This window comes from uncultured Kushneria sp. (genome assembly GCF_947497025.1).
Classification (GTDB): domain Bacteria; phylum Pseudomonadota; class Gammaproteobacteria; order Pseudomonadales; family Halomonadaceae; genus Kushneria.
Genome location: NZ_CANMFC010000009.1, coordinates 26,196 through 50,436 on the forward strand (window position 1 = coordinate 26,196; position 24,241 = coordinate 50,436).

The window sequence follows — 24,241 nt, forward strand, 5'->3', positions numbered from 1 at the left end:
CCTAGTAAACACGCAAAGGCATCTTCTCAAAGTCACAAGAAAGGCCCGAGAAAGGTCGTATTTCGTCAGCTGTAGTAGTGGCCATAAAAAAGCGACCGGCCCCAAGGGCCGGTCGCTTTTTACTGCAGGGAAAGTTTTAACGCAGGTTGACCATGGTCTGCAGAATCTGATCCTGCGTCTTGATGGTCTGGGCGTTGGCCTGATAATTGCGCTGCGCCACGATCATGGTGACAAGCTCGGATGCCAGATCAACGTTGGAGTTCTCAAGCGTACCGGAAAGCAGTGAGCCCAGCTGCCCTGTACCGGCACTGCCCAAAAGCTCCTGACCGGAATTGGTGGTGGCCACCCAGGCATTGTTACCGTCGGGCTTGAGCCCCTGCTCGTTGGTGAAGCTGGCCAGCGCGACACGACCCAATGCACGGCTCTGATTGTTGGAGTAATTACCCATGACATCGCCATTATCGGCAATCGAGATGCCGGTAAGGCTGCCTGCCGCATAACCATCCTGGCCGGCCGCCTTGACCACAAAGCTGCCACTGTTCTGGGTGACATTGGCAAGGTCAATATCTGCGTCGATATTGGCAGCGCCATTATCGGGATTGAATGCCAGATTGAGCGTATCACCGCCGGTAATCTTGCCACTCTCGCTGAATGTCAGATTCGATGTGCCTACCTCATTGCCCTTGTTCATGGCATGTACGGTCCAGGCATTATCGGCCGCTGCTGATTTCACAAAGTACATGTTGACCTGCTGCGCGTTACCCTGCGAGTCATAGGTCGTCAGCGACGTCTGCCAGTTGTAGCTTTTGGGATTGGTCGCATCAAAAGCAATGGCATCGCCGTTGGCATCTACCCTGGCCGTATCGGTCGAATTCAGGTTAAAGGTCATGCTGCCACTGGTGGTAGCGCTGGCGTCCAGATCCCCCTGGGCAACCTGCAATGCCACCGGCTGGGCGCCAGCCAGTACTACAGGACTGGCCGAAGTCGGATCGTCCACCGGGTAGCCTGTCAACTTGCCCCCGGTGTTATTGACCAGAAAGCCATTGGAATCCATCTGAAACTGACCGTTGCGTGAATATGTGGTCTGCTGGCCATCGGTCAAACGGAAGAAACCACCGCCGTCAATGGCCAGATCAAGATCACGATCGGTCGTTTCCAGTGCGCCCTGGGAAAATCCCTGAGTAATACCAGAGACCTGCACACCAAGACCTGCCTTGGCACCGGCATAAAGATCGGCAAACTCGGTACGGCTTTTCTTGTAGCCAACGGTTTGTGAGTTGGCAATGTTGTGGCCGATGGTATCCAGCTGACTGGAAGCTGCGTTAAGGCCACTGACGCCCTGTGTAAAAGCCATGGTTCATCCTCTGATTAAAAATCGTCTCACCGGCATTGGCCGGATGGATCATCAGGACGCGCAACACCGCGCCCGGTGGTGCGTTACAGAATCTGTTTGACGTCGTTGAAGGCGACACTGCCCATATTGGGGCCCAGGTCCAGCTTTGTGGTGTTGTTGGCGGTCATCACGCCACTGACGTAGCCGTACTGCAGCGCGCGCGAAGCGACCGCCCGTCCGCTGCCATCGGTAGCTGCAATGGTGACCTGATAGGTGCCATCCTCGACGCGAGCATTGGTGGTATCGGTGCCATCCCAGTTAAAGGACTGCACGCCGGCCTTGATCTCGCCCAGATCGTACTGATTGATGGTGCGCCCTGTGCCATCGGTAATGGTCGCCGTCACCTTGGCGGCATCTCCGTCAAGTTCGATCCCAAACGGCAGAACGACATCGTTACCCACCTGGATCTTGTTACCTTCTACCAGCACGCCACGGCCCACCATGGCGCCGGCCTGCAGTTTCTGGGAGGCATCAATCTGGCCGGTAATGCTCGAGAGCGTATCGTTGAGCTTGTCGATACCGCTGACCGTATTGATCTGCGCAATCTGGGAGGTGAACTCGGAGTTCTCCATCGGATTGAGCGGATCCTGGTTGTTGAGCTGCGCCACCAGCAGACTCATGAACTCCTCACCCAGCTCACTGGCACTGGTCGCACCCATGCCGCTATTGTTCGTGCCGGCGGTATTACTGGTGCCGTTCACACGGCCCACCAGAGAGTTGTCAAATGCCATGATTTACTCCTTGATGATCCGGTTTACTGACCCAGCGTCAGCGTTTTGAGCATCAGTGTCTTGTTGGTGTTGAGCACTTCGACGTTGGCCTGATAGGAGCGCGCCGCCGAAATCATGTTGACCATTTCAGATGTGGTATCCACGTTGGGCATACTGACGTAGCCCTGATCATCAGCTGCCGGATTTTTCGGGTCATAAAGACGTCGAAATTCGCTCTGGTCTTCACTGATCCCTGCCACCCGTACACCGCCGATCTGCTGACCGGGCTCGCCGGCCATTTCAAAGGTCAGCTGTCTGGCGCGATAGGGCTGACCATCCGGGCCCGCCACGCTGTCAGCGTTGGCCAGGTTGCTGGCGGTCACGTTCATGCGCTGTGACTGCGCCGACAGTGCCGACCCTGAAATATCGAAAACGCTAAAAAGACTCATTGACTGTTCTCCTGTCGGTTATCAGGACTCGCGCTGCATGGCGTTTTTCAGGCCCTGCAATCGACTGGTCAGAAACTGTACGTCGGCCTGGTAATGAACGGTGTTGTCTGCAAAGTTGACGCGCTCCATATCCATGTCGACCGTGTTGCCATCCAGACTTGGCTGGGTCGGATTGCGATACAGCATATCGATCCCGCCTGCACTGCCATTGGCCTGAGCCGCAATATGCCGGCTGGAGGTCATGCTCAGTGACAGCCCGCTCTGCCCTTCTGCCCGCCCCTGATTGACGACACGATCCAGTTCGGTTCTGAAGTCAAAGTCGCGCGCCTTGTACCCGGGGGTATCGGCATTGGCGATGTTGGCTGACAGCACTTCCTGACGTTCGGCACGCAGGTTAAGAGACTGCTGCAAAAAGTTGAGTGAGTTATTGAGCCGGTCGATCATGGGGAGTCACTCCGTTGCGCCATGAATCATTAAAACAACAAAGGTTACTTTCTTTTACCTTTTGGAATGAGCGCAGCATAGAGAGCGCGCAACCTTCACCATTGAATGAAAAGGCCGCTTTTTAGGGGTTATTTCGCGCACTGTTTTTTTTGGTATCTGTCTAGAATGCACAGCATCCATGTAACCGTTTGATAACGAAAGGCCACTTCATGTCGCTGCCCTTCATACGCTCATACCGCAGGCACTGCCGCCATGGCGCCACCTTGTTGCTGGTGGCGGCAGGACTGATCTGTGTCCCGGTTGAAGCCAATGAACAGGTCATTTATGACGTCATTGAAGGGTTTCTGCTGGAGCAGACGGCCGGTGAAAATGGTGACATCACCATTGAGATCACACCGTCACCGGCCGCAGCCATGGCCTGTCAGGCACCATCTGCCTTTTTGCCCGGGCGCGGCGGCAAGGTCTCGGGCCGCACATCAGTTGGCGTGCGCTGCCCGGGCAATGCCCCCGAGACGCGCTACTTTCAGGCCTATGTGCATATCAACGGACAATACCCGGTGGTCAATCGCAATATCATGCCGGGCGATGTCATTGAAGAGAGTGACCTTGACTGGCAGGAAGGGGATCTGACCCGGCTTTCCAGTCGCTTGATTACCGATGCCTCACAGCTGGTGGGACAGGTATCACAGCGCCGCATTGCGGCCGGTCAGCCGCTTCAGACAGGGATGGTCAAGGCGCCCGTACTGATTCAGCGCGGTGCCGAAGTTGCCCTGCTGGTTCGGGGCAACGGTTTCATGATCAGTAGCAGTGGCCAGGCGTTAAATGACGCAGGGCTTGGTGAAAGTGTTCGGGTTAGAATGCCCTCTGGCAGCGTTATCAATGGTGAGGCAAGTCGCGAAGGAGTAGTGGAGGTTCACTAGTCCCCAAGGCAACTACATTACGCTCTGATATCCATTCGATACCTTTCGTTACCAGGATAGGTTAAAGAACCTGCCTGTGATGTCGATAATGGAGTCAACAGCGCTTGCCTGCGCCCCTTTATCAGCTCACCCGAGTGAGCGCTTCGGAGAGCATGAAGATGAAAATTGACAGCAACAACGGTTCAATCAACCGCATTGCCAGCCCGGTATCGGTATCACGCGTCACGACGCCTGAAGCCGAAAAGACCGAGCAGAGCGCCGCGACGCGCTGGGTACCTTCCAGCGCCCAGGATGGCTCGCAGGACATTGACACGGCACGTGTCAACGAACTGCGTCAGGCCATTCGCGATGGCAGCTTTGAGGTTGATACCGGAAAAATTGCCGACGGCCTGATCGCAAGCGCGCAGGAGCTGCTTTCGAACAAGGGCTAGGGCATTCCTTTTGCTTGAACGCCTTTGGAGAACACGTGGATGAACGATTACGCCAATATCCTGAACCAGATCGATGAGGCCCTCGGGCGCTTTATCGATCTACTCGACCACGAGGCCGAAATTCTGGACAGCCATCCGGTGGATATTGAAGCCCTGCTGCAAACCTGTGAGCACAAGGGCACGTCAATGGTCAGACTGGATCAACTCGAGCGCGCCCGGAGTGCCCTGCTCGAGAGTCGCGGCCTCGGCGCAGACCGCGCCACGAGCGATCGCGCTGCCATCAAGCTGGAACTCAACGAGTTATGGCAGCGTATCATCGAGCGCACCGAAGCGGCCGCACAGCGCAATCGTCTCAACGGGTTCGTGATTGGCAGACGGCTGGATTTCCACAGTCGTGCCCTCAACTTCCTTCAGACCGCAGCCGGCATGACCATGTACGGCCCCAATGGCCGCCAGCACAATATCGGCCGTTCCAGTACGCACCTGATGGGCTGAGCTCAGGTTCGACACTCTTGTGCCAAAAGGCCGCGCCATGACAATGGCGCGGCCTTTTTGATTCTGTATTTGGAGATTTACTCGAGTAAGCAGACCTGATCATGGATCTGAACGCCTGTCAGGCAATACCCTTTTCACTACCTTCGCATTACCCTGCAGAATTCCCTGCAAAAGGCGTGGCCTACTGGTCCTGCAGGCGATAGTTGACGAATACCTGAGCGGTCCCACCCTGAACTGGATGCTTGAGCATGCCCTTGCCAGGCAGAACAAAGTGAAGTGACAGTGGCGTACTGGCCGGCAGCCCGGCAAGGGCACCAGTGCTGCCACGAGCCATATTCAGCGCCACGCATTCTGATGGCGTACACAGCGAAGCCTCTGGCAGCACCTCCCCCGGCCCCAACTCATAACGCCAGGAAAGCTCGGTCAACCAGCTGTCAGCAGGCGCATTCTCGGCATTCGCCAGCGCCACACGGTATTCCCACCCCTTTTGCGCCATGTCAGGAAGATTGACCTGAACAGGAATGGCGCCCCCGGCCCCTGCTTCGGCCCAGACCGACGGCCATGCCAATGCGGCAGTGATCATGAGCCATGATGCCGACCGAGCTCTTATCATGACTGCGATCCGATAATGGCCGTCACACGAATCTGGCGCTCTTCAGGGATCTCTGCCTGGGAGAGCACCACCAGACGCGGCAGGCGTCGACGCAAGAACCGCGACAGCAGCGAGCGCACGCCGTGCTGCACCACCAGTACAGCTGGCAGGCCACGCTCTTCCTGGCGCTGAACGGCGGTTTCTGCCTGCTGGATCAGGGTGTCGGCAAGGCCAGGCTCCAGTGCACCGCCATTGTTGAGCGCCTGCATCAGCATTTTCTCCAGATCAACATCAAGGCTGATCACCTCAGCAGGTTCCTGCCCCGGGAAATACTGCTGCGTAATGGCACGACCCAGCGCCAGGCGCACGGCAGCGGTCAGCTCCATGGCATCCGTGGTATGGCCGCCATGATCGGCCAACGTATCAAGAATGGTGCGCATATCGCGAATGGATACGTCTTCCGACAAAAGCTGCTGCAGGATACGGGTCAGCGTGGTCAGAGAAATCAGCTTGGGCACGACCTCCTCGACCAGACTCGGCGATTCCTTCGCCAGTCGATCCAGCAGCTTCTGGGTTTCACTGCGACCCATCATTTCACTGGCGTGCTCACCCAGCAGATGATTAAGGTGCGTCGCAACGACCGTGCTGGCATCCACGACAGTAAAGCCCTGCATCTGCGCCTGATCACGCTGATTGGCCTCAATCCAGGTGGCGGGCAGCCCGAACGCCGGGTCCTTCGTCATGCGGCCCTCGAGATTGCCCATCGCCTGGCCGGGATCAATGGCCAGATACTGACCGGGCCACGCCTCCCCTTCGCCGATCAATACGCCATTAAGCGCAATGCGATACTGCTGTGGCTGTAGGGACAGGTTGTCACGGATATGGACAACGGGCGGCAGGAAACCCACTTCCTGAGCGAACTTCTTTCTCAGACTCTTGATGCGCTTCAAAAGCTCGCCATCCTGATTCTGGTCCACCAGCGGGATCAGGCGATGACCGACCTCAAGACCCAGCGGATCGACCAGTTGAACGTCGTCCCAGCTGGCTTCGTGGCTGTCCGTTTTAGCAACCGGGGCCGGTTGCGCCTCCTCGATGCTAGCCGCTTCCTGCTTTTTCTTGTTCAGATACCAGCCCAGGCCGCCAAGCATGGCAGTGAACAACAAAAACACGATATTGGGCATCCCGGGAATGATACCCAGAAGACCGACAACGCCTGCCGTTAGATAAAGAACACGAGGATTGGTAAACAGCTGGCCCAGCAGCTGCTGACCCACGTCCTGTTCGGTGTTGACGCGCGATACGGTAACACCCGCCGCGGTAGAAATGATCAGGGCCGGAATCTGGCCGACCAGGCCATCCCCGATGGTCAACAGCGTATAGGTATGGGCAGCATCACCGACTGAAAGCCCATGCTGGGCCACGCCCACCACCAGTCCGCCCACGATGTTGATGACCATGATCAGGATACCGGCGACGGCATCACCGCGTACAAATTTGCTGGCACCATCCATGGAACCGAAAAATTCAGCTTCCTGAGCGATCTCCTTGCGACGCTCACGCGCAAACTTTTCGTCGATCAGACCGGCATTAAGATCGGCATCAATGGCCATCTGCTTGCCGGGCATGGCATCCAGCGTAAAGCGGGCCCCGACTTCAGCAATACGACCCGCGCCCTTGGTGATCACCATGAAGTTGATGACGACCAGAATCACGAACACCACAAGACCCACGGCAAAGTTACCGCCCACCAGAAATTCGGCAAACGCCTCGATAACCTTACCGGCGGCGTCACCGCCGTTATGCCCTTCCAGCAGCACCACACGCGTCGAGGCCACGTTGAGCGACAGCCTCAGCAGCGTCGAAAACAGCAGCACCGCCGGGAAGGCAGCAAACTCGAGCGGTTTGGTGGTGAACATGCTCACCAGCAGCACCATAATCGACAGGGCAATATTGAAGGTAAACAGCATGTCGAGAATAAACGGTGGCAGCGGTAGCACCATCATCGACAGAATCATCAGAATCAGGACCGGGCCGGCCAAAAACTTCAGCTGGCTGCTCTGAGTCAGACCGCCCCGGGAAAACAGTGCACTCAATGCATTCATGTCAGCGATGACCTGTCAGGGTGAATAGGTTGTCCGGCGCCTTTAATGGGCAACGCAGCGCCCCGGGCATCATGGTTCATTGTTGTCCTCGTCATCCGAGGGTGACGGGGTATAGGCCATCTCTTCAGGCACATCGATATGGCCGGGCCGTTTTGGTGTTTTACCGCCTTCGCTGCGATGGCGGCGCAGCTGATACACCCAGGCCAGCACTTCAGCAACGGCGGTATACAGCGCAGCAGGAATCTCCCGGCCCAGCTCACCGTGGCGATACAGTGAACGCGCCAGCGCCGGGGCCTCCAGAAAGGGGATACGGTTCTCCTGACCCAGCTCGCGAATTTTGGCAGCCACGGCATCGGCGCCTTTCGCCACCACCCGCGGGGCCCCCATTTCGTCATCCTTGTAGGCCAGCGCCACGGCAAAGTGGGTCGGGTTGGTAATGATGACATCAGCCTTGGGCACCTCACTCATCATGCGTCGGCGCGCGATCGCCTGCTGCTGCTGGCGAATACGGCCCTTGACGTGCGGGTCCCCTTCGGACTCCTTGTGCTCCTGGCGAATATCCTCCCGGCTCATGCGAAGCTTTTTGGTGTGACTCCAAAGCTGATAGGGAACATCGATCAGGATGACAACGATGAAGGAAAGCAGGATCAGGGCACAGCAGAACACCAGCAGCAGCAGCATGTGACGCATGGCGGACTGAATGCTTTCTCCGGCAAGCCCCAGCAGCTCGCCCTGGTGGCTATAGATAAAGTAGGCCGCGACCAGCGCAATCAGCAGCGACTTGGCAATGGTCTTGACCAGTTCCGCCAGTGCCTGACTGGAAAAAATACGCTTTAAACCGGCACCCGGATTGAGCTTTTTGACATCAACCTTGAGGGACTTTGTCGAAAACAACCACCCACCCAGCGCCATTGGCGCCATCAGCGCCACCACCCCCATAATGCCCAGAATGGGCGCAATGGCCATCAACGCCCGACCGCCCAGCGCCGAGACATTGATCATCATTCGAGTGGGATCACGCGCAACGTCTGCATCAAAGGTCAATCCGTCACTCATGACCCCTGACAGCGTCTCCCCCATCCAATTCATGCAAAGCGCCAGGCCTGCGGCCCCGACGGCCAGCATCAAGAAGGTGGTCAACTCACGTGAACGGGCAACCTGACCCTCTTCACGAGCCTTCTCAAGACGTCGTGCCGTAGGCTCTTCGGTTTTTTCTGCGTCGCTGTCGCCGGACATTTCGACCCCATGAAATCATGTGGAGCATCGTGCTCACTGGGCGACATTGTGCGAGGAAGGAAGGGAAAACAATCGCTGGAATAGCCCGCCCGAGGGAGAGCTATTCGACACATAAGCAGGAAATATGAACTAGAAGCCGAGGCTGTCGAGCAGATCATCGACCTGTGACTGATCGGTCACGATGTCGGTGCGTCCTTCCGTCTTGATCTGCGGCCCGTTGAGCAGGCCGTCGGAAGTCTGGCTGGTACTCTCCCTGGCACGCTCACGCATGGCTTCGGAGGGCATGTTGTCAATCAGCACCTGCAGGAGCTCACGCTCGATCTCGCGGATCACCTCCATCATCTTTTTGATGACCTGCCCGGTCAGATCCTGGAAGTCCTGAGCCATCATGACTTCCATCAGCTGACTCTGGGTCGCGCGGGTCTGTGCCGGCACCCATTCAAGATAGGCTCGGGTATCTCCAACCAGATCACGCGCTTCGGCCTGCTCAAGCGGCTTGTCGAACCACTGATCCCAGCGCCCGGCGAGCTCGGCCGACTGTTTTTCGATGTTGTCCTGAATGGGCTGAGCAATTTCGATGGCATTGAGCGAGCGCTCGGCGGCCTGCTCGGTCATGGAGGCAATGTAGCTCAGGCGATCGCGGGAATCGGGAATGGCCTGGGCGGCCTTCTCGACTTCCTTGTCCAGACCCAGCTCTCGCATATTGTCACGCAACGCACGTGTCAGATGACCAATTCTGGCAATAAGGTCCGGCGGGATCGCATCTTCTGCGTTCTGCGGTTTGGCATTGGCTGTCATGTCATTCACTCCCGATGGCTATCCGCAGACTTATTTATCGAGCTTTTCGAAGATCTTGTTCAACTTCTCTTCGAGCGTTGCGGCGGTAAAGGGTTTCACCACGTAACCATTGGCACCGGCCTGAGCCGCCGCAATGATGTTTTCCTTTTTGGCTTCTGCCGTCACCATCAGTACCGGAAGATGCTTGAGATTGTCATCGGCGCGAATCTGCTTGAGCATTTCCAGACCGTCCAGGTTCGGCATGTTCCAGTCAGAAACCACAAAGCCAAAGCTGTCACTGCGAAGCTTTGCCAGACCATCAACGCCGTCTTCGGCTTCATCAACATTGTTGAAGCCAAGCTCCTTGAGGAGGTTGCGCACGATACGACGCATGGTGGGAAAGTCGTCCACCACCAGGATATGAATGTTCTTGTCAGCCATGTCTGTCATTTCCTTTTTAAATAAATGCGCTCGCGCGCGAGTCAACGATTCAGTGGTACCGCGCTAGACGCGCAGCGCCTGACGATTATTGCCACCCAGCTGTGCCAGCGCTCGCTCGCACATGCTGGTGATGGAGACGATTTCACATGCAGCACCCAGGGCTATGGCCTCACGCGGCATGCCAAAGACCACACAGCTGGCCTCATCCTGCGCCAGCGTCCAGGCTCCGGCCTGGCGCATCTTCAAAAGCCCCTGGGCACCATCCTTGCCCATGCCGGTCAACAGCACACCGATGGCATTCTTGCCTGCGCTGATGGCGGCGGATTCAAACAGCGCATCAACGGAGGGCCGGTGACGATTGATGGGCGCTTCATGGTCCAGCGAAATTACATAGTTGGCACCGCTTCGAACCAGACGCAGGTGTGTTTCACCACCGGGTGCCAGATAAGCATGACCGGGCAGCACACGCTCACCATGAACGGCTTCGCGAACGGTAATGCGGCAAAGACTGTCCAGACGCGCGGCAAAGGATTTGGTAAACCCGGCCGGCATGTGCTGGGTGATCAATATCGCCGGGCTATCCGAGGGCAGTGGCATCAGAAATTCCCGAATCGCCTCTGTCCCACCCGTCGAGGCGCCTACAATCAGAAGCTTCTCGCTGGAGTACAGCGGCGCACGAAGAGCCGCCGGCGCAGGCGTCGACGAGGACTGAGCCACCTTGAGCCTTGCCCTTGAGGCCGCTCGAATCTTGTCGGTGATGGCATGAGCGTATTCGGCCATGCCTTCACGAATGCCAAGCTGTGGCTTGGTGACGAAGTCCACTGCACCCAGCTCAAGCGCTCGCATGGTGATTTCCGAACCGCGCTCTGTCAGGGAAGAGACCATGACGACCGGCATGGGGCGCAGGCGCATGAGCCTTTCCAGAAAATCCAGTCCATCCATGCGCGGCATCTCGACATCCAGTGTCAGCACATCGGGATTGGTTTTCTTGATCAGATCACGAGCCACCAGGGGATCCGGAGCCGTGGCGACCACTTCCATGTCCGGTTCCTGATTGATGATTTCGCTGATCAGGCTGCGAATCAGTGCCGAATCGTCAACACACAATACCTTGATCTTGCTCACCGTCCTGCTCCTTTCATGCCTGCTGCTGCCGCGACCAGCGGATTGACACCGTCTCCCACCAGCGCTTCGATCAATGTCTTTTCACGGCTGCAGACCGTGGCACTACCGTTGAGACGCCTGACCCGTACCTGACCGGTTCCCGGCAGAAAGTGCACACGACGCGCATGGCTACCGTTGAGGTCCTGCGCAAGGACACGAATGTTTTCGCGATCAAGCCACGCCATGACAAACTCGGCATTGGCAAAACCGATGCGCGATGCCATACCAGCGATGACCATGCCGCCCCCGAATACCTTGGCTTCCAGCCGGTCGCGACGTCCGCCCAGCCGACATATTTCCTCGACCAGCGTGCTCATGGCGTGCTCGCCGTAGCGAAGACGCGGCCCACTGGTATCGTGACTGCCATCACCGGGCAGCATGTAATGGTTCATGCCGCCCACGCCTGCCGCGCTGTCACGGATACATGCAGAGACACAGGAGCCCAGCACCGTCGACAGCACCATGGGTGATGACGCCACGTAATACTCGCTCGGCAGCAGCTTGACGGCGTCAAGACTGTCATCGCGATCGAAGTAAAAGTGGTTGGCCAGGCCTTCCTGCTCCCGACATTTCATGACCGTGAACCCGGGTTTGATGCAAGGCCATAGACGGTATGCCCCTGCAAACGGAAGGCATCGGTCAGATACGTAAAGTTTTCGGAGTGCCCGGCAAAAAGCAGTCCATTGGGCTTGAGCAGCGGCGCAAACCTTTCCAGAATTTTCTTCTGAGTAGGCTTGTCGAAATAAATCATGATGTTGCGACAGAAGATGACATCAAACGGGCCTTCTACTTCCCATCGCGCTGCCAGCAGATTCAGCTGGCGATATTCCACCATCGCCGCCAGTGCCGGATTGACCCGTGCCACGCCGGATTTGGCCCCCACACCGCGCATGAAAAACCGCTTTCGCTGCTCCATCGACAGCTTCTCGATCTGAGCAATCGGGTAGATACCGGCCGCCGCCGTGGCCAGTGCCCTGGTATCAATGTCGGTGGCCAGGATCCTGGCATTCTGTGCTTTCGAACCGAGCGCCTCGGTCAGCGTCATGGCCAGCGACCAGGGCTCTTCGCCGGTAGACGCCGCGCAACACCACACCTTGATACTGCCGCTCTGGGCGCGAACGTGATCGGCCAGAATCGGGAAGTGGTGCGCTTCACGGAAAAACGACGTCAGATTGGTCGTCAACGCATTAACGAAATGTTCCCACTCCGAGGACTCGGCATGGCCATCCAGCAGATCCAGATAAGCCTTGAACTGATTAAGCCCAAGCGTGCGCAGGCGACGTGCCAGACGGCTGTAAACCATCTCTTTTTTATGCAATGCCAGTGCGATACCTGCACGCTCATGGATCAGGCGCCTTACACGCTCGAAATCCTCATGCGTCAGTTTTAAATCGCGGCTTTCAACGACTTCTGTCACGTCTTTTACTCCGCATCACTGGAAGTGATTAAAAGGTTGTCCAGTCCTCGTCTGCTGCTTCAGACGCTGGCTCACCACGTGGGCGAGCGACTTTGGCTTTGGCAGAGACGGAGGCGGCGGTTTTGCCGGACTCGGTACGTGACGGCGTCGAAATGTGTCTGTCCGATTCACCGCCGTGGGCCTTACCCCCATGCTTCATTGAAGAAGCAGTCCTGTCTGAAGCTATTATCGGCGCCCGGACGCTTTCCTTGATCCTGAAAAGACTGACAATTTCATTAAGGTGATCGGCGTTTTGACGCATCGATTCGGAGGCCGCCGAAGACTGCTCGACCATGGCGGCATTTTGCTGGGTCATTTCGTCCATGCACTGGATGGCCTGGCCGATCTGTTCGATGCCGTTTTTCTGCTCACGGGTGGCCGAGGAGATTTCCTGCATCAGCGTGGTGACTCGATGCACCCCGCCGACGATATCGGTCATGGTGGACTGCGCGCGGGCGACCAGTTCGCTACCGGCATGGACCTCAACCGAGGATTTGTCGATCAGCTCACGGATTTCGCGAGCGGCCTGAGCACTGCGACTGGCCAGTGAACGTACTTCGTTGGCGACCACGGCAAACCCCTTGCCCTGCTCACCGGCACGAGCCGCCTCTACCGAGGCGTTGAGGGCCAGAATGTTGGTCTGAAAGGCGATGCTGTCGATGACCCCCACGATATCGGAGATACGCGCCGAGGCCTGAGTGATGCCCTCCATGCGCGTGACCACATCGCCCATTTCGCTGCGACCCCGTTCTGCCACGCTCGAGGCCTCATGCGCCAGCTTCGAAGCGTCGCTGGCATGCTCGGCGTTATGACCGACCGTCGCGGTCAGCTCCTCCATACTGCTGGAAGTCTGTTCAAGCGACGCTGCCTGCTCTTCGGTGCGCCGGGAGAGATTCTGATTACCGGTGGCCAGCTCACTGCTGGCCGGGGAGATCACGCCGACGCTGCCCTTGACATCACGAACCACACCCAGCAGACACTTGCGCATGGTATCCAGCGCAATCATCAGTTGATCCTGGCTGTCGCTGGTCGATTCCAGATTGCCACTGGAAATCTGACGACAGCACACCAGCGCCTGTTCAAGCGAGCGCTGGGCGCGGCGTACCATTAGCGCCCCTGTTATGGCAGTGCCTGCCGTGAGCAGTGTCGTGGCGATGGTGAACGTACTCATGAGTACGGGCAGTGACTGCTGAGCCGAGAGCATCTGATAATCCGCCACCAGAAGCCCGACCAGCACCATGGATGACAGGGCACTGGTCAGTCCCGCCCAACCGGCCTTGCGGGCAGGCGCCATACGGACGAGCCGATGCCCCCAGCCCAGCGGCCCGGCCGGCGTGATGACGCCATGAACCAGCGTCCACCCCTTGCCCTGCCCACTGCTGATACGTTGATATACCCGCTCGGCGTGTGCGATGGACGCCTCGTCAGCCTTGATGCGGACCGAGGCATAGCCCTTGAGCTGGCCCTGCTCGACAATCGGCATGACCGTGGCCCTGACCCAGTAGTAGCCGCCATCCTTGCGTCGATTCTTGACCATGCCGGTCCACGTCTCTCCGTCGCGCAGGGTCTTCCAGAGATTGGCAAAGGCCACTGGCGGCATGTCCGGATGGCGCACGAGGTTATGGGGTGCGCCAATCAGCTCGTGGCGCTCAAACCCACTGACCTCGATAAACGCCGGATTGGCGTAAACGATATTGCCATCAGTGTCGGTCTGGGAGATCAGAAACTGCTGCTCATCAAGGACATAATGTTTGTCATTGACCGGTTGGTTATTGCGCATGCATGGATCTCCTGAGATGAACTCGCTGATCGGCCATTGCCGACATGTCTGTGCACATCAAACTATGTTTTGGACAAACCAAACCAAGGATTAGCGCAGGTTAAAGTACGCTATTTATACAGACATAAAAAAAGCGCCGGCATCTGCCGGCGCTTTCAATGACCAATACAATCGATCAGGCAGCCTTGTCGATCAGGGCCATTTCTTCACTGCTCATCAGTTTCTCGATATCGACCAGAATCAGCATGCGTTCATCCAGACTGCCCAGTCCCATCAGGTAATGGGTAGACAGCGTTGAACCAAACTCCGGTGCCGGCTTGATCTGCTCACCGGTCAACGCCAGAACATCGGAGACACCATCTACCACCACGCCCACGACGCGATGACCAATGTTAAGCACGATCACGACGGTTTGCGCCGTGTAGTCGGCATTGCCCAGGGCAAACTTCAGACGCAGGTCAACGATGGGGACGATAACGCCACGCAGATTGGTCACGCCCTTGATAAAGGAAGGTGCGTTGGCAATGCGCGTCACCCCTTCATAGCCGCGAATTTCCTGCACACTCAGGATATCGATGCCGTACTCTTCCGCACCCAGTCGAAAGACCAGAAATTCATGACCTTCCCCTTCCAGCTGTACCTTGTCGATAGCAGAAGCTTCCATTGTCTCAACTCCCATATGCCCGACCCAGCGGGCAGAATTAAAGATGGCTGTGCGTTATGCAACTGAATCAGTGCAGCGCGGCAGCACTACGATGATGACCTGCGTGACTGCCTTCACGATCCTGAGGCGCACGTGACAGGGCCGGAATGTCCAGAATCAATGCCACGCTGCCATCGCCCAAGATGGTGGCGGCAGAGATGCCGGGAACACGTCGATAATTGGTTTCCAGATTCTTGACCACGACCTGATGCTGTCCGATCAGCTGATCGACCTGCAGTGCAAAGCTGCGGCCCTCACTTTGTACGATCATGACAATCCCTTTGGTGACATCCTGCTTCGCATCAGGAATATCAAAAACTCGATAAAGCTCGACCAATGGCAGATATTCACCGCGAACATGCAGGACACGATCATTGCCGGTGACGGTGCTGATATCTTCCGGCCTGACCTGCATGGACTCCTTGATGGCGCCCAGCGGCAGGATATAGACCTCTTCCCCGACACGAACCGACATGCCATCGAGAATGGCAAGCGTCAGTGGCAGCACGATTCGCGTGGTGGTGCCCTGCCCGGGACGGGAAAGAATGTCCACGTGACCGCCCATTTGCGCGATATTACGCTTGACCACATCCATGCCGACGCCACGTCCTGACAGATCGGTAACCTGCTCGGCGGTTGAAAAGCCCGGCGCAAAGATCAGCTGCCAGACATCGTCATCACTCATGGCATCCGACACGGCCAGACCATTCTCACGCGCCTTGCTCAGAATCCGCTCACGGTTCAGACCGGCACCATCATCACTGATTTCGATCAGGATGTTGCCGCCCTGATGACTGGCAGAGAGGGTCAGCTTGCCTGCGGCCGGTTTGCCGGCGGCCAGGCGCCGATCAGGGGTCTCGATGCCATGATCCAGACTGTTGCGCACCAGGTGGGTCAGTGGATCAACGATGCGCTCGATCAAACCCTTGTCGAGCTCGGTAGACTTGCCCACCGTTTCAAATTCGACCTGCTTGCCAAGTTTGCCGGCCAGATCACGCACCAGACGCGGGAAGCGGTTGAAGACAACATCCATGGGCATCATGCGAATTGACATGACCGCTTCCTGCAGGTCACGGGCATTGCGCTGGAGCTGGTTCATACCGCTGAGCAGACTGCCGTGAGTCACCGGATCGAAATCGGACGTGCCCTGCTCCAGCATGGACTGGGTAATCACCAGTTCACCCACCAAATTAATGATCTGGTCAATCTTTTCGATCGATACGCGCAGAGAGGCATTCTCGCTGCTGGCCGCAGCCCCGGCGGCCTTTTTGGCGGCAGGTGCGGCGGCTTTGGCCGGTTCAGCCGGAGCGGTAACACTATCCGCTGCTGACTCGGGCGGTGCCGCGCTTGCCGGTTCAGGTGCTGCTGGCACCATCTCTTCCTCTACGGGCCACTCATCGACTGGCACCGATGCGCTACTGTCATCAGCGGAGCCTTTCGCCACGCTTTCGAAGGTGATCTGGTCATCGTCGACAACGAAACAGAGCACGGCGCGGATATCTTCCTCGCCCGTGGCGGTCTCAAGCCGTACGGTCAGCACATCATTGGCATGCTGCTGTTCCAGCACGGTGCCGAACAATGCCAGCTCTTCTGCAAGGCTGGTGGCATTATCCGCTGCGACACCGGCAATCCGGATGACCATGGCACCGCTTTCAGCAAGACCGGAAGCAGGTGCGTGAACTGACGACGTGGAAGCAGCGCCACTCCCCTGGCCCTTCTCTTCGGCCAGTGTCTTTAATGTATTACAGATACGCTCGTAGGCGGCGCTATCCGGCTCGGTCTGTTGACGGTAGGCATTGAGCTGATCGCTGAGCATATCCTTGGTTTCCAGAAATATGTCGATGATGGTCGGGTCAAGGGCCAGTTCACGGTGACGCGCCTTGTCGAGCAGGTTCTCGAACAGATGTGTAGTTTCCTGCAGCACGGTAAAGCCGAATGTCCCCGCGCCACCCTTGATGGAATGTGCTGCTCGAAAGATGGCGTTGAGCTGTTCACCGTCAGGATCACTGGGATCGATCTGCAACAGCTGCTGCTCCATGTCACTGAGCAGTTCCTCGGCCTCTTCGAAAAATGTCTGGTAGAACTCGGTAATGTCGATGCTCACGCCTGATGCCCTGCCCTGCTTCTGGATTCGGTCCAACGCTCTACCCGAGCGTGCGCAAAAGTACTTTCAAAACCTGCCGCCCTGATGCTCATGATGTTGTCACCCGTTCGGACGCCTCCTGAGTGCCCGGAGCGTTTTCACTCTGGGTAAAGCCCTCAATGGAAAGCGGAACCTTCTCACCATCAATGATGGCCGGCGCCCCCGGAGCCATGTTTTCCTGCTCCATCATTTTCTGTGCGCGGCTATTGAGCACCAGAATGCTGATCCGACGGTTGAGCGCGCTGTCTTCTTCACCTGATATATTCATGGTGTCTGCCATGCCGATGACCCGCAGCAGCTTCTCGGGCTCAAGCCCTCCTGCCACAAGCTCACGCCGTGACGCATTGGCGCGATCCGTTGAAAGTTCCCAGTTGCTGTACCCCTTGAGACCGGCAGCGAACGGCAGGTCATCCGTATGGCCTGACAGGGTCAACTTGTTGGGCAGCTCGTTGAGCAGCGGTGCAATGGCCGTCAGGATGTTGTGCATGTGAGGCGCCACGCGCGCACTGCCTACTTCAAACATCGGGCGGCGCTGACTGTCCACGATCTGGATTCGAAGTCCTTCGGGAGTAAGATCAAGGCGCATTTGTGAGCGCAGATCACGCAGGGCCGGGTCCTCCTGCATTAGTGCCTCAAGACGCGCCTTGAGCCTGCTCAGCGCTGACATATCGGTGGCCATGCTGCTGTTTTGCTCAATGGTGATCCGTGAGCGCTCCCCCTCACTATGCATGACATCATCACCGCCACCGGGAATCGCACTGTTACTGGCCGAGTTACGATCCCCCCCGGCCAGAGCCACTTTCAGAGGAGTACGAAAATATTCGCTGATCTGCTCAAACTCGGCTTTCGATGTTCCGGCCAGCAGCCACATCACCAAAAAGAAGGCCATCATGGCCGTCATGAAGTCGGCGTAGGCAATTTTCCAGCTGCCGTGCGAACCGTGATGGCTGGCGGCTTTCTTGCGACGTATGACAATGGGGCGACGATGCTGGCTCATGGGTTAACCCTGACTATTGCCGCTGGGCTGTGAACGCACGCTACGCACATGCTCTTCCAGCTCACTAAAGCTGGGGCGCTCACTTGAATAGAGCACCTTGCGACCGAACTCGACGGCGATCGGCGGTGCATAGCCATTAAGATTGGCCAGAAGCGTGACCTTGATACATTGCAACATCTTTTCGACTTCACTGATCTGATGCCGGATGTGTGTGGCCAGCGGTGTGACAAAACCGTAAGCCAGCAAGATACCCAGGAAGGTACCGACCAGTGCAGCAGCGATCAGAGGGCCTACTTCTTCAGGCGTAAGCCCTTCGGCACCCAGTGCGTGTACAACCCCCATGACAGCGGCCACGATGCCAAAGGCCGGCAGCCCATCGCCGACACCTGAAATGGCATTGACGGGAATTTCGGCTTCATGCTGAAAGGTCTCGATTTCGTGATCCATCAGCGACTCGATTTCGAAAGCATCCATATTGCCGCTGATCATCAAACGCAGATAGTCGGTCAAAAACTCCATTAACAAAGGGTCTGCCATCAGTTTTGGATAGCGAGTAAACAGGGGACTTTCCGCGGGGTCTTCAACATCACGCTCAAGCGCCATCATGCCCTCCTGCCGCCCTTTGGCCAGCAACAGGTACAAAAGCGCCATGAGCTCCATGAAAAGCTCCTTGTTGTATTTGACGCTTCCCTTGAGTTTGGGAACGACTTTCAGCGTGGCCTTGATCGCCGTGCCGTTGTTACTGGCGATGAAGGCACCCACGGCAGCACCGCAGATGATGACGATTTCGGCCGGCTGAAACAGAACAGCCAGATGCCCACCCACCATCATGTACCCCCCGATCACCGAGGCAATAACAGCAACATATCCAAATAATATAAGCACGGTAATTCCTCAGTATTCAGGATCTGGAGATAACATCGGCCAAAAGTGGCCTGGCTTGAGAGCCCATCTCATCAGATTCGTCGGGGAAAAAGAGATATGACATCTGTAGCAGTGCTGATCTGACCTGATAAATAATGTTGGCAAGATTAAAGCTTTTAATAGCCTGTCAAAGGCATGACTAGCTTCTGAAAAAGGGGTCATATCTCTAGTTTGAAGACGATCGAGGCAGGATCTGGAAACAATAAAAAACCCTGAAAGTGTGAACTGTCAGGGTGAGAGGGGAAAACCATGTCAATAGAGGGGCTGGAGTATTTCTGGCGCAACTGATCAGTATTGCGTACCACTTTCCTTTCTAATGCGCTCTCTTTCGGCAGCGCGTCGGGTTTTTCCTGCCCGCGAAGGCGGCTGACAGATACCGCACACGAAATCCTGATCAAGACTATGGGCATGATTGACGAATCTGCCACTGCATGAAGTACATGAAGATAACTGCATCATGTCACTTTCAAAAAAGCGTACCAGTGTCCAGGCACGCGTCAGGCCCAGTACGGCTTCGCCATCCTCAAGCATGGAGATTTGTTCAAAGTAGAGCCGGTAGGCCTTGATGATGGCTTCCATTCGGTCACAACGACTTTGCTCACGCAGAGAAAGATAAATGTTGTAAAAAAGCGACGAATGAATATTGGGAAGCCAGGTAATAAACCAGTCTGTTGAAAAGGGCAGCATTCCCTTCGGTGGTGAAACGCCCCGAACTTCCTTGTAAAGACGGATCAGCCTCCCGCGAGAAAGATCCGTTTCGGTTTCAAGCACCTGAAGTCTGGCCCCCAGCTCGATCAGTTCGATCGCCAGCTGGATATCACGCACTTCATTGATGACGCTTTTATCGGCCATGGTGATGCCCCTTTTTCAGCACCACCTCCTCCTCATCATCGCGCATGCTCCCGGCCAGCAAAATGGCGGCGTGCGTGCGCTTGAGATCGTCCTCACGCTGCTGTGTGGTCAGCGAAGAAAGCTGTGAAGGATCTACCAGAGCAAAATGACACAGCAGCTGGTTGGAGTTGGCAAGCTTTGCGAGCTGTGAAATGGGTAATGATGCCAGAGTATCAGCCATCTGCTCGTTCAGTTTCAGCCTGAACATGGCAGAAGAACGGTCTTCGTTTAAAAGACGTTGTACCAAAAGCAGATAAGACAGATTGACGTTGCGAATATCATCCAGCAAATGGCTTGTGGTCATCATGTTCCCTTCCCCTCGTCTTGAAAATTTATTCCTTGTCACGACAGGTGCAGCGGCGATTGTTCACGCTCTTGACCGAATTTTCGTGACAGGTTCATTGCCAGGCAAGGCGACATTTACTCAACTAAATGTAACGCCTCGTTACTTTTTGCAATATTGACACATCACACTTTAATACCACAACCATTTTTTTGATTAGTACGAAAACAATGTTTTCCTACGCCCTGTCTTAAGACAATAGCAGATAATTTAGCTAATAAAATCAACGTTAGACAAAAAGGGCCCATAAAGGGCCCTATTTCGACGGTTAAGAAGGCAGTTAATGTATCTTTACGTTAACGGACGGTTTCCTGGCGGATCAGGATACGGAGGCAGCATCCCGCTCAAGTTCGTGTATCCAGCACAGCAGTTCTGCAAGTGCCAGATACAACTCTTGCGGGATGCGATCATCAAGATCGACGTGCAGGAGCAGATTGACCAGTTCTGCCGATTGATGCACATGGATACCACTTGCATGGGCCTTCTCTATAATGGCATCGGCGGTCGTGCCATAACCCTTGGCTACAACGCGCGGCGCTTCGTTGGCGTCATGTGCCATGGCCACGGCCCGCTGGCGCGAAGAGGACTGGTCGTTGGAAGATGTCATGCTGTTCCGCCCCCGGGCTCATTCCCGTTTTGAGGCGAGAAATGCAGTGCCGCCAATTGAAGACCGGCCCCAGTAAACCGTTCATCAAGATGTCGTCCCTGAACGGTCATCCATGCCAGATAGGGGCTTTCTACCCTGCCACTGACGTTGATGGTCTTGCCCTGAAGACTGATGTCAAGGTCAACATGCCCCAAAGCAGGCAGCGTCAGCCTTAGCCTTGAACGCCAGATCCGCAATGCTTCTTCCATGCCCTCATTGGTATTGTTCTCGGGCTCCTGCTCGATTTCCCAATGCACCGGTATCTGAGGCGTCAGAAAGCCTTCCCATCGGACAAGCGGATACGTCATAAGCTCCAGTTGATGTCGCAGAATGCCCTGTAGGTCATCCTGAACAGATGACATATCAGGAGTTCCACCCTCCCGGGCTGGGAGGCCGCTCGCCGATTGCGCTGCGTTGCGCTCATGCATGGCCGCAGCCAACGAGCTATATACCTTGTCAGCGCCAGCAGCAGGCTGTAGAAGCCTGTTTTGTGGCTCTCTGAGCAACTCCTGTAGATCATACTGACCCGAAAGCCATTGACGCAGGTGCGACTCATAGAAAAGACCGCTATGTCTGATCTGCCCGGCAAGTGCTGCCGAAAGCACTGAAGGCCTGGGCGATTCCTCGGTTGCCCACAGGACAGCACCAGTGCTGACGACCGGTGCTGTGGCCGGAAATTTTTCCAGAATGCGGGATATGGCCCTGGCTTCAGCGCTGAAATATGTCGTGGAAGATCTGGGTATGCTATTCGAGGCCGTGTCTTCAAAAAAAAGACTGTTATTCGATGTTGCGACTCGAGCGGGTGTTTTGCCCGGAGCCTTGGCTCTTGCAGCAGCATCATCACTGTGGCGCTCAAGCGTTTCATCCGGTGTATCCGATGTGCCATGACGCACTGCCGGAGTATACGTCACCCCCCCCAACGGCAGATCGGGTTGCCTTGAAGCAACCCGATCCAGATCCGCCCGACGTCCCAGAACGTTATGAAGCAAGGTATCCAGCAATGGCGTAATGGCACTCATGACTACTCCCCCATTGGGGCTGATGCCGCACTATAGGCACGATTGACCTGCTGCTGTACCCGGCTCTTCTCCATCAGATGACTGAGTTCGTCGAGCCTTTGCTGTAGCAACACATGAAGCTGATGATCATTCTCCAGAAGCTGTGCCAGAATTTCTTTCTTGTATGCCTGACGCTCGCTATCCAGTGTTATTTGTTCATCACGCACTCGAAGACGATCAATTTCACATAGATAGTCATGCTCAAGTTCAATAAGCTTTTGCCACTGGCCCTTACTGGCATGCTCAAGCATTTCATGGCTCACTCTGAGCGCTCGCTCATAGCCATGGATAATAAGAGTACGTTTTTTCTCCATATCAAACCTGAGCCGCTGCAGTGGGTTGCTGGGCAGACGAACCGATTTCCTTCCATGCACCGGCAATATCACTCAAAAGACTTTCCACATGCTCTACCAGTGTCTTGTCGTTCGCCACGTTGGCTCTTAAAAGAGAGCGTGACATGTACTCATAAAGCGATGACAAACGTTCTGCCAGCTCCCCGCCACGCGTCATGTCAAGACTAGCACGCAGCCCGCCGTCAATGATGTCAATAGCCTTGGAAATGGCCATGCCCCTGCCAGCGATATCGTTATGATCCATGGCCCATTTGGCCTTGAAAATAGCTGCCATGGCACCATCGAACAGCATGACGATCAGCTGATGAGGCGAGGCGCTCATCACGCCCGTCTCCACCCCTACTGATGCGTAGGTACTTGCCCCTCTTTGTGCATACATAATTGGTATCCGCCGCTATAAAGCGATTAATCTTTCGAAGCGCCGTTAAAGGGCTTCCAGCTGCTGGCTAAGGTAAGACTGTGTATTGTTAAGCTTGGACATCATGACATCGAGCTGCTGGAACTGTTTCTTGTAGCGTTCTACTGTCGTCTCAATAGTGTCCTGCATTCTCAGACTACGGGCCTCAAGGCTTTTGACAGAGCTTTCAAGACCGGCCTTGGCACTACCCACGGCACCGTTATCTTTTAGCATCTGGGTAATACTGGTATCGAGTCTGGACGCAATACCTGTTTTGCCATCTCCAGCAAACAGACCCTTCATGCCATCAAGGTTGTTGGCCAGGGCCTCATCAAGCTTTTTCTCATCGCCGACTTCAAGCTTGCCATCCTTTGTAAAATTGATGCCTGCTTCGAAGAGATAATTCATTCCCTCACCGTCAACAGTATTGCTCATGGCATCACGCAGCGTGCTCTGAACAGATCGCACAGTGCTGTTGCCTGTCAATGAAGCGCCCTTGACGCTATCGCCTTCGCCACTGACTTTGGTCAACGATGAAATCTTGTCAGCCAGCGAGTTATAAGCTTTTACAAAATCTTCAACTGCTGTTTTAACGCTTTCCGTATCCTGATTGACCGTCAGCTTTGTAGAAGCCCCCTCCGCTGTCGTCTCAACAAGATTGAGCGTGACGCCCTGAATAGCCTCTTCAACCGTGTTGGAAGAGCTGGTAATGGCCAAACCATTAACTGTCAGAGATGCATCTGACGCGGCGACTGTTTCAGTAGTGCCGGAAAAAAGTGCGCCAAGATCACTATTGTCACTTGAAAAGGACATTGTTGACGCAGCACCCGTGGTCTGGGAATTCAGCACCAGGCGATAAGGCGTACCGCTGCCATCATTGACAATAGAAGCTTTCACACCGGCATCGGCATTGTTGATGGCGTCGCGGATGCCTGCCAAAGACCCATCGGTAATATCAATGGCAGTTGATTTATCACCAACGTTGACCGTCAGTGCCCCTGTTCCAATAGAGCTTGTTGTGTCAGCACGCCCGGCGGTGGCCAAAGACTGTGCGGTGGCCAGAGTATTGATTTTAATATCATAGCTGCCTGCCGCTGCCGTACTCTCTGCGGTGGCAGTCAATGATGAACCGCTGACCTTGGCAGAAAACCCTTCATAAAGCTTGGCACTGTTCAGCTTCTGAGATGCTGTCTGAAAGCTTTCAAGCGAGCTTTGAAGCTGTCCGAAGCCGGACAGTTTGGCGTTGGTCGAGGAAAGCTTGGAATTGATCGGCGCAAGCTTTTCCTGTTCTGCTGATTTCAAACCTGAAAGCAGTGACGTCAGATCAAGATTGGAACCAACACCCAGTGATTCGATAGCCATCTATACACTCCAAAATGGGGAATCCTGGCAGGCA

General features: G+C 55.8%; 27 protein-coding genes. 3 read left to right on the forward strand and 24 right to left on the reverse strand.

Features of this window, described 5'->3' with window-relative positions; genetic code table 11:
* Positions 1 to 136 precede the first annotated feature (136 nt).
* The 4 genes from flgE to flgB form a co-directional block, all read right to left on the reverse strand.
* Positions 137 to 1,354, reverse strand: coding sequence for a flagellar hook protein FlgE (flgE, locus tag Q0931_RS15085; protein ID WP_299261735.1), 1,218 nt, complete (start codon positions 1,352 to 1,354; stop codon positions 137 to 139).
* Positions 1,355 to 1,437: 83 nt separating this feature from the next.
* Positions 1,438 to 2,124 carry a flagellar hook assembly protein FlgD gene (locus Q0931_RS15090; protein ID WP_299261737.1) on the reverse strand — a complete coding sequence of 229 codons (687 nt, stop codon included), beginning with the start codon at positions 2,122 to 2,124 and terminating at the stop codon, positions 1,438 to 1,440.
* Positions 2,125 to 2,147: 23 nt separating this feature from the next.
* Entirely contained in the window at positions 2,148 to 2,552 is a 405-nt protein-coding gene (flgC, locus tag Q0931_RS15095) for a flagellar basal body rod protein FlgC (protein WP_299261739.1), read from the reverse strand.
* 21 nt (positions 2,553 to 2,573) lie between these two features.
* Complete coding sequence (gene flgB, locus Q0931_RS15100; protein WP_299261741.1) at positions 2,574 to 2,996, reverse strand: flagellar basal body rod protein FlgB; 423 nt, start codon at positions 2,994 to 2,996, stop codon at positions 2,574 to 2,576.
* A gap of 209 nt (positions 2,997 to 3,205) precedes the next feature.
* On the opposite strand from flgB, the gene flgA reads away from it, so the two are divergent.
* The 3 genes from flgA to Q0931_RS15115 all read left to right on the forward strand — a co-directional run bounded on the left by flgA (position 3,206) and on the right by Q0931_RS15115 (position 4,842).
* Entirely contained in the window at positions 3,206 to 3,916 is a 711-nt protein-coding gene (flgA, locus tag Q0931_RS15105; RefSeq protein WP_299261743.1) for a flagellar basal body P-ring formation chaperone FlgA, read from the forward strand.
* 152 nt (positions 3,917 to 4,068) lie between these two features.
* Positions 4,069 to 4,347 (forward strand): flagellar biosynthesis anti-sigma factor FlgM, encoded by a 279-nt coding sequence (gene flgM / locus Q0931_RS15110; protein WP_299261745.1) that lies wholly within the window; start codon positions 4,069 to 4,071, stop codon positions 4,345 to 4,347.
* A gap of 39 nt (positions 4,348 to 4,386) precedes the next feature.
* The gene (locus Q0931_RS15115) at positions 4,387 to 4,842 is read left to right on the forward strand and encodes a flagella synthesis protein FlgN (RefSeq protein ID WP_299261747.1); all 456 of its coding nucleotides are present in this window, start codon (positions 4,387 to 4,389) and stop codon (positions 4,840 to 4,842) included.
* Between the two features lie 181 nt (positions 4,843 to 5,023).
* Here the strand turns inward: Q0931_RS15115 and Q0931_RS15120 are convergent, their stop codons facing one another.
* From Q0931_RS15120 to fliD, 20 genes are all read right to left on the reverse strand, one after another.
* Entirely contained in the window at positions 5,024 to 5,425 is a 402-nt protein-coding gene (locus Q0931_RS15120) for a flagellar protein FlhE (RefSeq protein ID WP_299261749.1), read from the reverse strand.
* A 26-nt stretch (positions 5,426 to 5,451) separates the two neighbouring features.
* On the reverse strand, positions 5,452 to 7,536 hold the full coding sequence (flhA, locus tag Q0931_RS15125) for a flagellar biosynthesis protein FlhA (protein ID WP_299261751.1): 2,085 nt from the start codon (positions 7,534 to 7,536) through the stop codon (positions 5,452 to 5,454).
* Positions 7,537 to 7,605: 69 nt separating this feature from the next.
* Positions 7,606 to 8,772 carry a flagellar biosynthesis protein FlhB gene (gene flhB, locus Q0931_RS15130; RefSeq protein ID WP_299261753.1) on the reverse strand — a complete coding sequence of 389 codons (1,167 nt, stop codon included), beginning with the start codon at positions 8,770 to 8,772 and terminating at the stop codon, positions 7,606 to 7,608.
* Between the two features lie 129 nt (positions 8,773 to 8,901).
* Entirely contained in the window at positions 8,902 to 9,570 is a 669-nt protein-coding gene (gene cheZ / locus Q0931_RS15135; RefSeq protein ID WP_299261755.1) for a protein phosphatase CheZ, read from the reverse strand.
* 30 nt (positions 9,571 to 9,600) lie between these two features.
* Positions 9,601 to 9,990 carry a chemotaxis response regulator CheY gene (gene cheY, locus Q0931_RS15140; RefSeq protein WP_090129602.1) on the reverse strand — a complete coding sequence of 130 codons (390 nt, stop codon included), beginning with the start codon at positions 9,988 to 9,990 and terminating at the stop codon, positions 9,601 to 9,603.
* A 63-nt stretch (positions 9,991 to 10,053) separates the two neighbouring features.
* Positions 10,054 to 11,115, reverse strand: coding sequence for a chemotaxis response regulator protein-glutamate methylesterase (locus Q0931_RS15145; protein ID WP_299261762.1), 1,062 nt, complete (start codon positions 11,113 to 11,115; stop codon positions 10,054 to 10,056).
* Positions 11,112 to 11,729, reverse strand: coding sequence for a chemoreceptor glutamine deamidase CheD (locus tag Q0931_RS15150; protein WP_299261764.1), 618 nt, complete (start codon positions 11,727 to 11,729; stop codon positions 11,112 to 11,114). Before Q0931_RS15150 ends, Q0931_RS15145 begins: the two co-directional genes overlap by 4 nt.
* Complete coding sequence (locus Q0931_RS15155) at positions 11,726 to 12,571, reverse strand: CheR family methyltransferase (RefSeq protein ID WP_299261766.1); 846 nt, start codon at positions 12,569 to 12,571, stop codon at positions 11,726 to 11,728. The genes Q0931_RS15150 and Q0931_RS15155 overlap by 4 nt, the downstream gene beginning before the upstream one ends.
* Positions 12,572 to 12,599: 28 nt before the next feature.
* Positions 12,600 to 14,390, reverse strand: a complete 1,791-nt coding sequence (locus Q0931_RS15160; protein ID WP_299261768.1) for a methyl-accepting chemotaxis protein — start codon at positions 14,388 to 14,390, stop codon at positions 12,600 to 12,602.
* Positions 14,391 to 14,565: 175 nt separating this feature from the next.
* Positions 14,566 to 15,054, reverse strand: coding sequence for a chemotaxis protein CheW (gene cheW, locus Q0931_RS15165; protein ID WP_299261770.1), 489 nt, complete (start codon positions 15,052 to 15,054; stop codon positions 14,566 to 14,568).
* Positions 15,055 to 15,121: 67 nt separating this feature from the next.
* Positions 15,122 to 17,191 carry a chemotaxis protein CheA gene (cheA, locus tag Q0931_RS15170; RefSeq protein WP_299261855.1) on the reverse strand — a complete coding sequence of 690 codons (2,070 nt, stop codon included), beginning with the start codon at positions 17,189 to 17,191 and terminating at the stop codon, positions 15,122 to 15,124.
* A 94-nt stretch (positions 17,192 to 17,285) separates the two neighbouring features.
* Positions 17,286 to 18,233 (reverse strand): flagellar motor protein MotB, encoded by a 948-nt coding sequence (gene motB, locus Q0931_RS15175; protein WP_299261772.1) that lies wholly within the window; start codon positions 18,231 to 18,233, stop codon positions 17,286 to 17,288.
* 3 nt (positions 18,234 to 18,236) lie between these two features.
* Positions 18,237 to 19,118 carry a flagellar motor stator protein MotA gene (gene motA, locus Q0931_RS15180; RefSeq protein WP_299261774.1) on the reverse strand — a complete coding sequence of 294 codons (882 nt, stop codon included), beginning with the start codon at positions 19,116 to 19,118 and terminating at the stop codon, positions 18,237 to 18,239.
* A gap of 327 nt (positions 19,119 to 19,445) precedes the next feature.
* Positions 19,446 to 20,009, reverse strand: a complete 564-nt coding sequence (gene flhC, locus Q0931_RS15185) for a flagellar transcriptional regulator FlhC (RefSeq protein WP_299261776.1) — start codon at positions 20,007 to 20,009, stop codon at positions 19,446 to 19,448.
* The gene (gene flhD / locus Q0931_RS15190) at positions 19,999 to 20,355 is read right to left on the reverse strand and encodes a flagellar transcriptional regulator FlhD (RefSeq protein ID WP_366941628.1); all 357 of its coding nucleotides are present in this window, start codon (positions 20,353 to 20,355) and stop codon (positions 19,999 to 20,001) included. The genes flhC and flhD overlap by 11 nt, the downstream gene beginning before the upstream one ends.
* A 355-nt stretch (positions 20,356 to 20,710) precedes the next feature.
* The gene (locus tag Q0931_RS15195; RefSeq protein ID WP_299261778.1) at positions 20,711 to 20,998 is read right to left on the reverse strand and encodes an EscU/YscU/HrcU family type III secretion system export apparatus switch protein; all 288 of its coding nucleotides are present in this window, start codon (positions 20,996 to 20,998) and stop codon (positions 20,711 to 20,713) included.
* Positions 20,995 to 22,056, reverse strand: coding sequence for a flagellar hook-length control protein FliK (locus Q0931_RS15200; protein ID WP_299261780.1), 1,062 nt, complete (start codon positions 22,054 to 22,056; stop codon positions 20,995 to 20,997). The genes Q0931_RS15195 and Q0931_RS15200 overlap by 4 nt, the downstream gene beginning before the upstream one ends.
* A 2-nt stretch (positions 22,057 to 22,058) precedes the next feature.
* Complete coding sequence (gene fliT, locus Q0931_RS15205; protein ID WP_299261782.1) at positions 22,059 to 22,358, reverse strand: flagellar protein FliT; 300 nt, start codon at positions 22,356 to 22,358, stop codon at positions 22,059 to 22,061.
* Positions 22,359 to 22,410: 52 nt separating this feature from the next.
* A complete protein-coding gene (gene fliS / locus Q0931_RS15210) occupies positions 22,411 to 22,827 on the reverse strand; it encodes a flagellar export chaperone FliS (RefSeq protein ID WP_299261784.1) in 417 nt (138 codons plus the stop codon).
* Between the two features lie 45 nt (positions 22,828 to 22,872).
* Positions 22,873 to 24,207 (reverse strand): flagellar filament capping protein FliD, encoded by a 1,335-nt coding sequence (gene fliD / locus Q0931_RS15215; protein ID WP_299261786.1) that lies wholly within the window; start codon positions 24,205 to 24,207, stop codon positions 22,873 to 22,875.
* Between the last annotated feature and the right edge of the window lie 34 nt (positions 24,208 to 24,241).